The 14,112-nt window shown below is 44.4% G+C and carries 9 protein-coding genes and 1 pseudogene; 4 read left to right on the top strand and 6 right to left on the bottom strand.

The window, feature by feature from the left end; translation table 11 throughout:
- The first annotated feature begins 31 nt into the window (after window positions 1-31).
- Window positions 32-1,711 carry a recombinase family protein gene (locus tag ACDZ28_RS16310; protein ID WP_375105211.1) on the top strand — a complete coding sequence of 560 codons (1,680 nt, stop codon included), beginning with the start codon at window positions 32-34 and terminating at the stop codon, window positions 1,709-1,711.
- Here the strand turns inward: ACDZ28_RS16310 and ACDZ28_RS16305 are convergent.
- The 4 genes from ACDZ28_RS16305 to ACDZ28_RS16290 all read right to left on the bottom strand — a co-directional run bounded on the left by ACDZ28_RS16305 (window position 1,708) and on the right by ACDZ28_RS16290 (window position 7,565).
- Window positions 1,708-2,928 (bottom strand): S-layer homology domain-containing protein, encoded by a 1,221-nt coding sequence (locus tag ACDZ28_RS16305; protein WP_375105210.1) that lies wholly within the window; start codon window positions 2,926-2,928, stop codon window positions 1,708-1,710. The genes ACDZ28_RS16310 and ACDZ28_RS16305 overlap by 4 nt on opposite strands.
- A 14-nt stretch (window positions 2,929-2,942) precedes the next feature.
- Entirely contained in the window at window positions 2,943-4,295 is a 1,353-nt protein-coding gene (locus ACDZ28_RS16300; RefSeq protein WP_375105209.1) for a glycosyltransferase, read from the bottom strand.
- Window positions 4,295-4,765, bottom strand: a complete 471-nt coding sequence (locus tag ACDZ28_RS16295; RefSeq protein WP_375105208.1) for a glycosyltransferase family 2 protein — start codon at window positions 4,763-4,765, stop codon at window positions 4,295-4,297. Before ACDZ28_RS16295 ends, ACDZ28_RS16300 begins: the two co-directional genes overlap by 1 nt.
- 535 nt (window positions 4,766-5,300) lie before the next feature.
- Window positions 5,301-7,565 (bottom strand): beta-glucosidase, encoded by a 2,265-nt coding sequence (locus tag ACDZ28_RS16290; RefSeq protein WP_375105207.1) that lies wholly within the window; start codon window positions 7,563-7,565, stop codon window positions 5,301-5,303.
- A 111-nt stretch (window positions 7,566-7,676) separates the two neighbouring features.
- On the opposite strand from ACDZ28_RS16290, the gene ACDZ28_RS16285 reads away from it, so the two are divergent.
- On the top strand, window positions 7,677-8,951 hold the full coding sequence (locus tag ACDZ28_RS16285) for a helix-turn-helix domain-containing protein (protein WP_042125335.1): 1,275 nt from the start codon (window positions 7,677-7,679) through the stop codon (window positions 8,949-8,951).
- Between the two features lie 35 nt (window positions 8,952-8,986).
- Here the strand turns inward: ACDZ28_RS16285 and ACDZ28_RS16280 are convergent, their stop codons facing one another.
- Together ACDZ28_RS16280 and ACDZ28_RS16275 are read right to left on the bottom strand one after the other, a co-directional pair.
- The gene (locus tag ACDZ28_RS16280; RefSeq protein ID WP_375105206.1) at window positions 8,987-10,147 is read right to left on the bottom strand and encodes a serine hydrolase domain-containing protein; all 1,161 of its coding nucleotides are present in this window, start codon (window positions 10,145-10,147) and stop codon (window positions 8,987-8,989) included.
- 164 nt (window positions 10,148-10,311) lie between these two features.
- Window positions 10,312-11,145 (bottom strand): metallophosphoesterase, encoded by an 834-nt coding sequence (locus tag ACDZ28_RS16275; RefSeq protein ID WP_375105205.1) that lies wholly within the window; start codon window positions 11,143-11,145, stop codon window positions 10,312-10,314.
- 189 nt (window positions 11,146-11,334) lie between these two features.
- On the opposite strand from ACDZ28_RS16275, the gene ACDZ28_RS16270 reads away from it, so the two are divergent.
- Window positions 11,335-12,987, top strand: coding sequence for a helix-turn-helix domain-containing protein (locus tag ACDZ28_RS16270; protein WP_339289808.1), 1,653 nt, complete (start codon window positions 11,335-11,337; stop codon window positions 12,985-12,987).
- A 174-nt stretch (window positions 12,988-13,161) separates the two neighbouring features.
- A pseudogene (locus tag ACDZ28_RS16265) lies at window positions 13,162-14,108 on the top strand (iron-hydroxamate ABC transporter substrate-binding protein).
- The last annotated feature ends 4 nt before the right edge of the window (window positions 14,109-14,112 follow it).

The following is a 14,112-nucleotide window of genomic DNA, read 5'->3' as shown; positions in this document are numbered from 1 at the left end:
TAGAGGTGTAATGTGATAGGAAGGAGGACACATGGCCAGAGTAGCCAATAGGCAGAATATTGTAAAAGCAGCTTCAAAAAAGCGGATATGGTATGTAGGCTTTTATATCCGTCTTTCACGCGAAGACAAGCGTGGTAAAGATGAATCCGAAAGCATTACCAACCAAAGACTGATTTTGACAGACTTCCTTGAACAGCAAGATGATGAAGACGAATATACTTTTGTTGGCGAGTATGTCGATGACGGCGTGAGTGGCACGACAGACGAGGAACGCGAAGACTTTCAACGGCTGTTAACCGATATACGAAAGGGAAAAATCAACTGCGTGATCGTGAAGAACCTTGCCCGGAGCTTCCGCAACAATGGCGATCAGAGTTACTATCTTGGCGATTGGTTCCCCCGAAACAACGTCCGATTTATTTCTCTTTACCAACAGCCTGTTGATACGTATAAAGATCCGCAGAACGCGCAAAACATCGCGGTACCGGTTCAGGGCGTTCTGAATGAGGAACACGCAAGAGGAACTTCGGAAAGCGTCAGGAGAACCTTTGACAAGAAGCGTGAAAAGGGCCTGCATATTGGTTCGTTTGCCGCCTATGGCTATCAGAAAGACCCGGAGGACAAAAACGCTCTCGTACTCGATGAGGAAGCCGCCGAAAACGTTAAAAGTATTTATGCTTGGTTCTTAGAGGGCATGAGCAAAAATGCGATTGTTCGCAAGTTGAACGAAAGCGGCATTTTATGCCCGTCAGCGTATAAGAAAAGCAAGGGCATGAAATACAAAAATCCCAATAGCGAGGGTAGCAATCCTTTATGGTGTGCCATGACAGTCACTAACATGCTGAAAAACCGCATTTATGTTGGTGACATGGTGCAAGGGCGTTATCGCATTAAGAGTTATAAAATCCATGTACAGGAAACGGTCCCCGAAGAGGAATGGTTCATTGTTGAAAATACGCATGAGCCAATCATTAGTCGTGAAGATTTTGCAAAAGTGCAGGAGCTTTTGAAAAAGGATACCCGCACTGCACCAAAGCAAAAAACGTTGTATTTGTTCAGTGGCTTCCTATGCTGTGCGGATTGCAGCAAGGCCATGACACGAAGCCAAGTGAAAGGAAACGTGTATTACTACTGCCGCACTTACAAAGACCAGTCCAAAGCAGCTTGTACGAAGCATACGATGAAGCACAACCATTTGGAACAAGCGGTTTTGTATGCCATCAAGCAACAGGTCTACATTGCGGTTTCTCTTTCCGAAATGGTTTCACGGATTAACAAGGCTCCGCTCCAAAAAAGCCAGTCGATTCGTCTGAATGAATTGATGGCCGCAAAGGAAAAAGAACTGTCCAAGATTTCACGCTATAAGCAAAATATTTATCAGGACTGGAAAGACGGCGAAATTTCTCATAAGGACTATCGCCAGATGAAAGAGGACTATGAGCGGCAAATCGAAGCCATTAACGAGGTTATAGACAATTTAAAAAAAGAAAAAGCAGAGCTTGAAAATGGCATAGATGTAGAAAACCCATTCTTAGCAATATTCCGCAAACACGAAAACATCAACAAACTGACAAGAGATATATTAATTGAACTCGTTGATTCCATCAAGGTATACGAAAATGGCAATATCAGCGTGAAGCTGAAATTTGCCAATGAGTACCGTAGAGTTGCGGAATACATTGAAGTCAATACCTCAGAAGACGCGGTTTAGAGAACCGCATTTTTAACAGCAGTTTGTTTTCCTAATATAAATGTTCCCGTCGCACCGACTGCCCCAGCTACACCGTTAGCTCCAGTCGCCCCGGTTACTCCTTGAATGCCTTGCACTCCCTGTGGTCCGGTCGCTCCGGTTGCTCCTACAGCTCCAGTTGCGCCTGTTGCTCCAACTGCTCCAGTTGCTCCCGTAGCGCCTTGCGGTCCACTGGAGCCAGAGGACCCGTTTTGACCTGCTGCGCCAGTTGCGCCCGTGTCTCCCTTATCACCTTTTGAACCTGTCTGGCCTACTGCCACCATTCCTAATACTTCAACGAAGGAAGCCACTCCTCCATTATGGATGAGCGTCACCAATGACCCTGTAGGCAACACACCCTTGCCATTGTCTCCGAACAGAACTGAATGGGTATTGATTTCGAACTTCGACGTCTGGCCGCTGCTGCTTAACAATTCGATAGAATTCTTCGCCATCGAGACGACAGAACCATGGATAATTCGATCGGATACCGTGCTCGCAAATATTTCCGTCTTAGATAAAATAGCAGCAAACTCGGCACGAGTAGCCGTCTGCTTAGGTTTAAAAGTATTATTAGGGAAACCCGAAATGACATTACGGTTTACTGCAGCATTAATGTAGCCTGCTGCCCAGTCCGATGCATCTGACGCATCCGAAAAACCGATGTTGCTATCCTTAAACTCTATCGCCTCAGATTCCTTGCCTGCCGCACGAATAATTAGACGTGTTATCCACTCACGACTTGCTTGCTCTTTTCCCCAGATGACGGTGTTTGTTCTCTCTTCCTCACTTGGGATTATTAGGCCGATATCAATGGCTTGCTGTATCCATACAGTTGCCCATGAATCCACAGTGAAGGGCAGGCTCGCGCCATTTGCCTTTGGTTGCTCATATCCCATGAACCTAAGCACCATAACTACCGCTTCCTGATTCGTGACTGGACGGTTCGGGTTGAAGTTGCCTGAACCATCTCCTTCAATTACCCCTAGTGCGGACGCTTTGGTAATATACTGGTACGCCCATGAAGAAGAATTAACATCGCTGTAAGCCGCTGCGCTTGCCCGGGGTAGAATACCACTAAAGGCAGGGCTCAATGGTGCAATTAACTGACTCATTAGAATAAATGCCATTGAGCTCTTGTAGGCTAATTGATTCCCATTCTTCTTGCCACTTGCCTTCGCTCTCTTTAGTCTTGCCATTAACAATATCCCCCTCAAGTATATAAAGTTACGTATTGCTTTAAATAATCGCGATTTGCCATGACGCTCGGATGCTTCGGTACATAACCCCTAGCTAATTCATTGTGATAGTTAGCTTCTTCGTGTTGACCTAAGCGATCATAACAAACACATAATTGCAGATGTGGCAGCCACGTCCATGCCGAATTGTCTATTCTAGCGTTAGGCTCAGTCGGCTTAGGAACTTCTGTGGCTAGCTTGTACCAAAAAACAGCATTCTCGAACCGTTGTTCAACTAGCTCATAAGACCCTAATTGGCAACAAGCTTCTGCTCGGGGAGGTGACAATGCAAAGGCTTGAAGTGCTTTAAGCTTAGCTTCTTGAAAGCGGCTTAATTGCGCCAATGCATCCGCGGCACGCCGACTCGCTAGCAGCTTGTCCTCCATCCAGCCATCCGGCATTGTAATGAAGGTATCATATTGGTCTATTGCTCGCTGCCATTGGCCGTGATCATACAACTCATTAGCATAATAAAATAAATCCCGCGGAGTGAAGCTCGCCTGCGCTTCTATCATCCCCTCATAGATAAGCAGATTACGCGAAGACTGCGTATGCTTTCTATCATGCGTTATGCCTAACTCGGCATAGAGTACTTTGCCTTCGACCTCCAGGTACTCATGAACGATTCCAATCCAACGGAAACCACAACTTCGTCTAACCAGACGATTCCGTCTTAAACTCGAAGTTACGCTTCCGTCCTTATCTCGGTCGAGATAATAATGAATCGATACGGCATCGATATCCCATGGTAATCCGGATACAATGGACCCTAGAGCCTCTGCATCCTCTGATTGCAGATAATCATCCGCATCCAACCACAGCAGATACTCTTGAGTGGCGAGACTGAAGGCATAATTTCTTGCTTTGGAGAAATCGTTCACCCATTCGAAATCATACACCCGAGCTCCATAAGAAGCCGCGAGCTCTTTGGTTCCATCACTCGAACCCGTATCCACAATAATGATCTCATCGACTAGCTCCCGCACGCTGGATAAACAACGTCCTAAGGTTTGCTCTTCATTCTTCACGATCATGCATAAGCTGACCGTGACCTTTCGCGTACTGCAATGCAATGACGAAGTTAAATCGAATCCCCATTTACTTATGGCCATAGCACGATTCAAGATTAATCTGTTATTGTACCAATCGGGATCATTGGGATTGACTGAAGGAGGTTCCTTCCGGAAGACTACGCATCCTTCCGCTATGTAAATATCCAGATTCATAGATAATGCGCGATAACACAGATCATCGTCCTCATAGGATTCAACCTCAAACCTCTCATCGAAGGACCCCATCTGCTCAAAATAGCGACGCGGTATCATCATTAGCAAACTGACAAGCCTAGGAACCCGGGTCCAAGACATCGATTCCCAATGGCAAGCATTGACGCCGACTGATAGAGTTGCTCCATGTTCTGATAAACAATCGGAATCCTTTGGCCGCCGCTAACGTCATTCATCCTCGGACCCACGATCGCAGCATTCGGATGATGGTCCAGACAGCCCGACAACTGCTCAAGCCACCCCTCATTTACCATGATCTGATCGCGGATAAATACAAGACGATCACCCGAAGCGGACCGCGCGCCCAGATTAAATGAAGCTGCAACCCCTTTACTCCTGCTATGAATGACATGAACACCGTATTCATAAGCAAGGAAATTCGATACTTCGGCAGATTCATTATCCGAGACAACAATAAGTTCATAGGGCATAGACGTATATTGCTTAATTCGATCCAGACATTGTACGGTTACGTTAAAGTGCTGAGCCAGCATTATAATGCTAATATTCATTCGCTTTGTACCATCCATTATGATTTAGTTGTAGATCGCTTCCAAATACGATTAATTCCCTAAAGCCCCATATTTCCTCCAGCATTCGACAATTCACGCAAAACCTACCATTCTACCCGTGGTTCAATCAAGACAACTAAAGTTGCTATTTAAAACTCACCCGTACATCAAGAAAATTATCGATTATCTCATCTTTTTTCATACCACTACCTGCATCTTGAACATGTCATTCCAACAATATATATAAAAAAAGAGCATTTAAATAGTGTTCGTTGTCATCACTTTTGTCATATGACAATATGTTATTTAATGGATTTTTTATAATTAAATGTGCGATGAACAGGAGAATTTAGGATCATTAATCCAATCCTCTGAAAACAAAAAAGCTACCTCTAAGGGTAGCCTTTGTCATAAAATAACGTTATTTGGAGAACGTTGAGGTTCACTCCCTCAAATTCCACTTCATATTTGATCTAAACTATCCATTAGATAACCATGGCCTGCAAGATTCTCCGAACTTCTTTGAATTGATCTCCTACTCCACAGCCAAAGCATTAAATTCTTGCAGATCCTTGGCTAAATCTTCTTCCGTGTATTTCCCTTGGCCGAATCCAATCAGTGCCCGCAGCGGCATATATTTCATCATCGCCATGAACATTTCTGGATTATCGCCCATCGCATCGCCTAACCCAAAAACACTGCTGAATTTCTTCACTTTATCTGCCGTCCGTGGATTGTCTAGCAAATCACCGACGGTACTGTTGCGATGATATCGTAACGCAAGCGGAACTGTCGATTCCACTTCAATAGAAGCAGTCAGACGAATATCCCTTGAAGAGGAACCGATAGCAATGTCAAAAATGCCACTTTCCACATGCCAATCCCCAATGTTGACGTTGTAATAAGCAAAGGAACGTTTATCCAGTTCAAAAGCAACCTCTTGCTCTTCCCCAGGCTGAAGCGCTAGCTTCTGGAAGCCCTTAAGCTCCTTAAGTGGGCGAATTACGCTGCTCTCCACATCACTAACATAGAGCTGAACGATTTCTTTTCCAGCACGAGTACCTGTATTTTTGACGGTAGCGGTAACTTTTACGGACTCGTTATCTTTTATGCTGCTCTTGGAAATTGTTAAATTACTGTATTGAAATTCTGTGTAGCTTAGGCCAAAGCCGAAAGGAAACAGCGGTTCAAGCTCTTTTTTATCATAATAACGATAGCCTACAAACAAACCTTCTTTATACTCTACTGTATCCCCTTCACCCGGAAAATTAAGAAAGGATGGATTGTCACTCAGCTTCATCGGGAAGGTCTCTGCCAGTTTACCGCTTGGACTAACCTCTCCAAACAATAGATCTGCAACTGCACCGCCAAAAGCCTGCCCACCTAGATAACCTTCAAGAATCCCCTTCGTTTTATGGATCCAAGGCATTTCTATGGGTGAACCATTGCTGAGCACGACAACGATATTGGTTTGCACCTCAGCCACTGCATCGATCAGTGCTTTATGGCTCTCTGGAAGTGACAAGTGACTGCGATCATACCCCTCTGATTCATAGTTATCCGGAAGTCCAAGGAACAATACGGCTATATCCCCTTTTGCCGCTGTATCCCGCGCCTCTTGCAGCAAGGCTTCATTAATTCCGTCATGATTCAGTTCATAACCTTGTGCATACAGCAGTTCGGCAGAACCTGCGAGAGCCTTCATCTCTTCAAAAGCGTCATCTAATTTCGTCGGATTCACATGTGAGCTACCCCCGCCCTGATATCGTGGGTTTCTAGCAAACTCACCTATGACCGCAATCGTTCCTTGTTTAGCTATCGGTAAAATATGATCCTCATTTCTAAGGAGCACCATGCTCTCCCGTGCCACTTCACGAGCCAGTTGATGATGTTCTTCCGCATTAAATGATGCATTATCTTTACGGTTCTCCACCGCCTTAAAAACAAAGGCAAGTAACCGTTCCACTGCAAGATCTAACGTTTCTTCAGCCAGCTCGCCGCTTTGTACTGCTGCGACAATCTTAGCATCACCAATTCCTCCGGTTGAAGGCATTTCCAGCTCCAGCCCTGCTTGCAGCGCCTTCACCCGTTCATTGACCGCACCCCAGTCGGAAACGACGAATCCCTCGTAGCCCCATTCTTCTCTAAGAATCTTAGTCAGAAGAAATTCACTCTCGGAAGCATACTCACCGTTCACTCGATTGTAAGAGCACATCACGCTCCATGGCTGACTATTCTTAACTGCGCCTTCAAAGCTAGCCAGATAAATCTCCCGCAGCGACCGCTCATCAACAACGGCATCAACAGACATTCTCCGGTGCTCCTGATTATTAGCGGCAAAATGCTTGAGTGAGGTTCCTACTCCTTCACTTTGCACACCTTTGATATGATTCCCGCCCATCTCCGAAGAAAGGTATGGGTCTTCCGAGAAATATTCAAAGTTACGGCCGTTCAATGGAGAGCGCTTAATATTTGTTCCCGGTCCAAGCAGAACAGCAACGTTCTCTGCTTGACACTCTTTCCCGAGTGCTTTACCCACACGCCCGATTAAATCCCGATCCCAAGAAGAAGCCATCCCTGCTGCTGAGGGAAAACAAGTCGCAGGTACACTATTATGGAGTCCGAGATGATCGGCGCTCTCTTTTTGCTTGCGTAAACCATGGGGTCCGTCCGTTACCATTAAAGAGGGGATTCCGAGTCGTTCAATGCCCTTCGTATGCCAGAAATCAAGCCCTGAGCAGAGTCCTGCTTTCTCCTCAAGGGTCATTTTTGATATGAGTTCTTGAATGTTGGTTTTCATAAAAATACCTCCTCTGAATGTATCTATCCCCATTTTAATCGACTTCATATTAGATTTATGGCATTATTATTGTATTTTTGGTATTCTGGTTGGGCGAGGAGGCTGAAAATATTGAATCATTTAGATGATCATGAAGGAGCGCAATATATCTGTAAAGTGTTGTATGAATCGCTGCATATTCCTGTGTTTCTGCTAGACGCCAATCGGAGAATTGAGCTAGCGCTGCCTTCCTCAACGGAAGGCGCCCCATGGGTTTATGACATTAATGAATTCCTTTCGGAAATTGCAGATTCTACTAAAAGAGAGAACAATTCTATTCTGGATCACTCCAATGCCTCCATACCGATCATTCGCACTACTAGTTTCCTAGAGAATTACATCCTTCTCCATCTGCCCTCTGGCAGCAGTAACGGGGGAAGTATTGTGATCGGTCCTACACTGTATACTCAACTTTCAGAGAATAATATGACAAGTCTGATGCGTGACCATGAGGTTCCACTCAGACTGCACGAGCAATGGATGAAATACTACCGCAGTTTAGCTGTGCTTAATAGAATGAGACTCAACCATACTGCTATGCTGCTATACTCGCTCGTCACTGGAAAGACGCTATCCCTTAGCGAACTGTTATTGAACACTCGAACTTTTGAACATAAACAGCCTCTCTCAGACAGTTTAGACTTGGACGTTTCCTACCGACGTGAGAATACATGGCTGCACCACGAACCCATGCTGGAAAAAGCATTATTTCACCATATCAAAAATGGGAATAAGGCTGAGCTGCTTCGTGTCCAGGCAACCTTCTCTGAAGAGAATTACGGAGTACTCTCCAAGAAGAGCCATTTACGCAACAAAAAGAATCTGGCGATCTCCTGCATTACGCTTGCTACACGTGCCGCTATTGATGGAGGACTGTATTGGGAGATTTCTTATACCCTAAGTGACTTTCACATCCAGCATATCGAAGAACTAAAGGATATTCCTGCCGTAGATCATGCTATTCTTAATGCGCTTTGCGATTTCGCTGACCATGTCAAAGAGAGCCGAATGGCGAAATTCTCGCGCACCGTGGCCCTCTGTCAAAACTATATTTTCAACCACCTATATGAGGAACTCTCTTTAGATAAGCTAGCTGAAGTCGCAGGATTAAACAGGAGCTATCTCTCCCAATTATTTAAGAAGGAAACAGGATTCACGGTCAGTGATTTTATTCAATTCGAGCGGATTGTAGAAGCCAAACGATTAATCGAATTACCGGGCATTAGCTTATCGGATATCGCTACGAGGCTACATTTCAATGACCAGAGCTATTTTACCAAAGTGTTTAAGAAGTATACCGGAACCACCCCTAAACAATTCAGAAAAAACTGGGAAAGTACGCTATAGGCATAGGAGACACGACTAAAAATCTAAAAGGATAATTAAAGATCAGTGATGGCTGCCAGAACAGTATTATTGAAGTAATCCACATACATATTTTTAAATGGCTTCTGGTGATCTAGCTCTACGGATAAATGTACTGTAACTGTCTGATAAACCGGATCCACACAGAGAAATGGACCTGCCGCACCCCAGTGTGAATAAGCTTCTGGAGAGAACAAATCTCCACCGTCACGCTTCGTGCCGTTAATCGCCCATCCGTAACCCCAATAGGCTTCAGGAAAAACCTCGTCTCTATATTGTGAGGATACGCCTGGAATTTGATTACGGGTCATTTCTCTCACTGTTACCGGACTAAGGAATCGTATTCCGTTATAAATCCCACCGTTAAGAAACATCTGACCAAAGACAGCCAAATCCATCGCCGTTGAATAAGCGCCGCCCCCCGCAGAGACAGAATTCAGATTGTACTCACTGTCTACCCATTCCGCGCACGCTGCTTCTGGTGCACGTCTAACTACTTGGTCCCGTACTTCCATCGGCACACGATAATATGTATTTTCCATGCCAAGCGGTTTAAAGATATTTTCATTTACGAATACATCATAAGCTTGTCCACTCACTCGCCGGATGATTTCACCCAACAGCTCATAACCATATCCACAGTAAGACATGACTGTACCAGGCTCATTACTAAGCGGTGCATCATAACCGCCATATAAGTATTTATGTTGATCTGGGTCTTGATTAGGTTCGTGCGGAGGGTACTCCCCTTGCTCCTGTTTCACTTGCCCATTCTGCCAAATGACCTCACCCTCCAGACCAGAGGTATGTGTTAACAAGTGATGTACGCATACCTTAGTTTTGCCTTCACCTGTAAATTCGGGGATGTAATCGGAAACAGGTCTGTTTAGACCTACTTTCCCTTGTTCCATTAACATCATAATAGCGGTTGCCGTAAACAGCTTTGTTATGGAGCATAGTGGATATATAGCATCCACAGTTAATTCCGCTGCGCCTGGCTCTGGACCGAATTTACCGTTCGCTTGATGGACTAGTAGTCCCCCCTTTCTCGCAGCAAGTATCACTTGTGCCGGTGTGATGTTGTCTTCAACCATTTGTGCAGCTGCTGTACGTATTCGCTCCACGCCGTAAGCCGACATCCCCGCCTGTTCTAGCCCATTAAATGATAGTCCTTTCATAGGTAGCCCTCCTAAATAATTTTATTCAATACATATATAAACTATTATACAAATATATTAAATAATCCTGCTTACTTGCTATTTTCCTGTTTGCCGATTATTAATAAAAAAGCTGATCTCGGATTTTTCCCGAAAATCAGCTCCAACAACGTTCTTTTTCTTCACTAAGTGACCGCTACCTTAAATGCGTCGACGTTTAATACCGATCCATTGATGGTCAATGTGGCATTATAATAGCCTCGGTTCCCATTTGGCGTACATTTATAATCACCAGAACATCCGCACACGAAGAATTTAGTTTTCGTATAGCCAGGATAAATATTGGTAAGCTTCCGGTAAAACTTGTGCCCATGATGCGTAAAAATGGCAAGTATCTTATCTCTCACCTTCGCAGGAATAGCCCCAAAAAACTTAGCAGTTTCCGCCGCGCTCAATACATGGCTTGGATCAACCGTGATCCCGCTCACCTTTAAAGGCCAATGAAAATCAATAATATAAAAATGCTGATCATCTAAATTTTTCAATATATTAATACTGCCCGGAGTGAACTGCCCCATAGCACAATTAAGCCACACGTACTTCACCATACCCTGTGTCCCCGGAAAATTCATTTGCCCTTCCACTGCACCTAAATATTGCGTGAACAAGGACTGTGTACTAGCCTCCCAATTCCCTATAGATGCTTTATAAGGGATGCTCCCCAGCGTGGTTGTTACCGTATCTTTAAAATCCTTGTAGTAAGCATTTGCGTTATTTCCATGATTCGCTCCCGCCTGCGTGTTATCTCCTCCAAAAATAACAAATCTCTTATTCCCGCTGCTTACTGCTTTTGGCAAAAGATTCTTAAAAATGCTAGCGCTATTCCCATATCCCACATGGCTGTCTCCAATAACCGCGAAGTTAATGGTCTGGGCTGTTGCTTTAGGATTTAGATTAGATTTGGGTTTAGGTCTGGAGAAAAGCTTGCGCTTCTTGGCGGAGGCTAACTGCTTTTTCATCTTAATCACCTCTTTAAAATGGATAAAGAATACCTGGTAGTATGTATATTCGATCCAATATGCTTTCTCTTGGACAGACGAATCTTTTAAAAAGGGAAGATGTTATAATTAGTTCCACAGAAGTCAATAATACTGTTCAATCCATAGATTTATAGTTTGAAAATATATTCAACTAACGGAGGCCTTATTTTGAATAACGTTATCCCGGAATGGGCCGAATCTCATTTTCCTTTATATAGCGCTGGCAGCATTCAATCGATGTATGGAACCTCAAATCTACCAAGAGCTCAGATCCATGAGAATCTAACCGTGCTGCTGGCCGTTGCCGCTGGTAAAGGGAGCCTTGAGGTCAATAATCTAACTTATGAGCTTACAGAAGGAAGCGTAATTCTACTCCCCGCTAATACTCATGCCGCTTTAATTACAAATCTTCAGCAGCCGCTTCATGTGTATAAGCTCACCATCTGGATTCAGGAGCAGACACAGGCCATACCTGGCGGTGCAATGATCCGAAAAAGCGAGATTGCTTCGGGTTCAAATATGCTGTTGTTTCCCTATGAGCCTGCGATTGTATCGAGTATCAGGGAGTTGTATCTCCACCGACTGCCAGATCGAGAAACACGCCATATACAGAATCAAATGCTCTTTCATCAAATTATTCTGCAATTATTAGAACAGCAGGAAGCCAGATATACAGTCAATGAGCAACCTTCGATGGAACGGAGCATTTCTTACCTGGAGAATCACTTTAGCGAAAAAATAACACGTGAGTACTTGGCCGCCATTGCGGGTGTAAGCAGCTCGCATTATTCAACGCTGTTCAAGCAGGTGGCAGGCTTCAGCCAAAGCGAATATCTGTCACGGCTACGGGTTCATAGTGCCAAGGAGCTTTTGCTTAACGGTTCAGGCACACTTAGGGAAATTGCGCTGAAGGTAGGCTACAAGGATGAATTTTATCTCAGTCGTCGCTTTAAGCTGCAGACAGGCGCATCTCCATCCGGTTACAGCCGAAGCTCGTTCCAGCGAGTTGCCGTAATGCTTACCCCTTATGCCAGTCATCTACTGTTACTTGGCTTAGAACCTGCGGTTACCATCTCTGAAAGCAGTGAATATCTGAATCTTTCGGATCAGGAACCACCGCAGTCGATGAAATTTATCAATACAAACAGCTCTGCTGAACAGATCAGGTCGCTATTACTTGAGGCCAACGTCGAATTGATTATTGCGGCGAAAGAACATCTGGAGGAATACGGATTGAAGGCTGGGCAACTGCGTGCTGTAGCACCGATTATGGAGATCTCTTGGAACGAAATCGGATGGAAAGATCAGCTGCGATTAATCGGCCGAGCCATTCAGCGGAGTGAACGGGCGGAGCAGTGGCTGAACGATTTTGAACAAGAAGAGCTAGAAGCCCGTGAAATAGTACAGCACAGCACAGTCGCTAATGATATCATCACCATTCTGGTAATCAAGCCTGAGGAGCTACTCGTTTACGGAGCAAGGAATGTAGGTTATGTGATGTACCAATCCCTTGGACTTAGAGCACCGACCTTGATTGACAACGAGATAAAAAGATTGGGAGATCAGTTCCATTCGATTTCGATCGGGGTTTCAGATCTTGCAGATTATGCAGGAGACCGAATTTTAGTCATTGTTTTTCCCGATGCCAAAGGATCTACTGCGCATACTGAAGCAATCTTTCAATCCCCTTATTGGAACCAGCTTCCCGCAGTGCAGCAGAAGAAAGTCCATTTACTTGATCTGGATGATTGGGTGCCTTATAACCCGGCTTCGATTCGTTTACAACTGGGACGTGCTGTAGCTTTATTCGGAGGCAAATAATAGTCCAAGCCTTTTTTCCAACAAAAAGGCATGGCTAGGCACATAAGTGATCCCTCTAATGATTACAAATGCGAATGATTCTCATAATCACTCTGAGGTATAGCTGAAGATTGATTTACACTTCTGGAATTGTTCCAAGAAACACTGTCATACAAAAAAGGGGAGACTTATTTAATGAGAAAGATATTTATTCCGTTTGTACTTATTATGGGGCTTGCACTCAGTGCTTGTGGGGGAAATCAGGCAAAAAATGAGGCTAGTCCTACAAACAACCCATCTTCTGCTCCTGCTGCAGAGTCAGAAAGTGCAACTTTTACTTATCAATCCGAAGACGGGCCTGTTGAGGTTCCAACACATCCTCAGCGTTCGTTGTACTCACCCGTTTTTTAACAGGTAATGTTATGGCACTGGGTGTGCCTGTTGTAGGCGTAGATGAAATGTCCAAAACCAACCCACGCTTTGAAGAACAGCTGAAAGACGTAGAAGCGGTTAGCGATGAAAGTCTGGAGAAAATCATTGAACTGCAACCCGATCTGATCATCGGGCTCTCCGATATTAAGAATATCGATAAATTCAAGCAAATCGCACCAACCGTTACTTATACTTATAATAAAGTGGATTATTTAACCCAACAGCTGGAAGTCGGCAAATTGGTGAACAAAGAAAAAGAAGCTCAAGCTTGGGTCGATGACTTTAGCGCCCGCACTAAAAAAGCTGGTGAAGAAATCAGAGCGAAGATCGGCGATAATGCAACTGTGTCTGTTATTGAGACCTTCAATAAACAATTATATGTTTACGGATATAACTTTGGCCGCGGAACTGAACTCCTCTATGGGGACTTCAAGCTTGGCATGCCAGAAACAGTAAAAGAAAGCACCAAAACGGATGGATTCTTTGCTGTCTCGACAGAAGTACTGAAGGATTATCTGGGCGATTACGTGATTTTCAGCAAGAACGCGGATGAGGATAATTCCTTCCAGAATACAGAAATCTACAAGAGTATTCCTGCCGTCAAAAATAATCATGTTTTCGAGGCTGATGCAAAAGCATTCTACTTTAACGATCCACTCAGCCTAGAGTACCAGTTGGAATTCTTTGAACAACAATTTCTTGGAAAATAAAGAT

The sequence above is a fragment of the Paenibacillus sp. RS8 genome (assembly GCF_041956825.1).
GTDB lineage: Bacteria > Bacillota > Bacilli > Paenibacillales > Paenibacillaceae > Paenibacillus_AQ.
Note: the sequence above shows the minus strand (reverse complement) of the source record. Positions and strands in the feature narration are given on the sequence as shown.

Excerpts from the sequence above, each read along its gene's own strand:
- ACDZ28_RS16300 (WP_375105209.1), bottom strand. The coding sequence starts at position 4,295 with ATGATGATACCGCGTCGCTATTTTGAGCAGATGGGGTCCTTCGATGAG.
- ACDZ28_RS16280 (WP_375105206.1), bottom strand. The coding sequence starts at position 10,147 with ATGAAAGGACTATCATTTAATGGGCTAGAACAGGCGGGGATGTCGGCT.
- ACDZ28_RS16275 (WP_375105205.1), bottom strand. The coding sequence starts at position 11,145 with ATGAAAAAGCAGTTAGCCTCCGCCAAGAAGCGCAAGCTTTTCTCCAGA.
- ACDZ28_RS16310 (WP_375105211.1), top strand. The coding sequence starts at position 32 with ATGGCCAGAGTAGCCAATAGGCAGAATATTGTAAAAGCAGCTTCAAAA.
- ACDZ28_RS16290 (WP_375105207.1), bottom strand. The coding sequence starts at position 7,565 with ATGAAAACCAACATTCAAGAACTCATATCAAAAATGACCCTTGAGGAG.
- ACDZ28_RS16295 (WP_375105208.1), bottom strand. The coding sequence starts at position 4,765 with ATGAATATTAGCATTATAATGCTGGCTCAGCACTTTAACGTAACCGTA.
- ACDZ28_RS16305 (WP_375105210.1), bottom strand. The coding sequence starts at position 2,928 with ATGGCAAGACTAAAGAGAGCGAAGGCAAGTGGCAAGAAGAATGGGAAT.